General features: G+C 76.9%; 1 protein-coding gene. It reads right to left on the bottom strand.

All coding sequences use genetic code 11. From position 1 onward, the window contains the following. Positions 1-351, bottom strand: a 351-nt coding sequence (locus DW309_RS10135) for a PfkB family carbohydrate kinase (RefSeq protein WP_240753179.1), incomplete at both ends; no start/stop codon positions are given.

Here is a 351-nt window from a genome sequence, read left to right as displayed (position 1 = left end):
GTCGGCGGCCCGCAGCAGCGCGGGGCCCGAGGTGTCGACGATCACGGGCACGCCGGCGTCACGCGCCACGGCGATCAGCATCGGCAGCAGCGCCTCGGGGGTGCCCGGCGGCACGCTGCCCGAGATCACGAGCACGCCCGCCGCGGGGAGCCGCTCGACCACCTCGGCCAGCACCGCCCCCCATTCCGCGTCGGAGGGGCTGACGCCGCGCTCGTTCACGATGGTGGTGTCGCCCGCGGATTCATCGACGAGGGCGATGCTGCGCCGGGTCTCCGCCGCGACGGGCACGAGCACGTGCGGGACGCCGCTGGCGCTCAGCTCGTCCGCGAACTCGGCGCCCACGCGGCCGCC

It is taken from the genome of Microbacterium sp. K41, assembly GCF_004794395.1.
Taxonomy (GTDB): Bacteria; Actinomycetota; Actinomycetes; order Actinomycetales; family Microbacteriaceae; genus Microbacterium; species Microbacterium sufflavum.
This window is presented reverse-complemented; position numbering and strand designations above follow the sequence as displayed.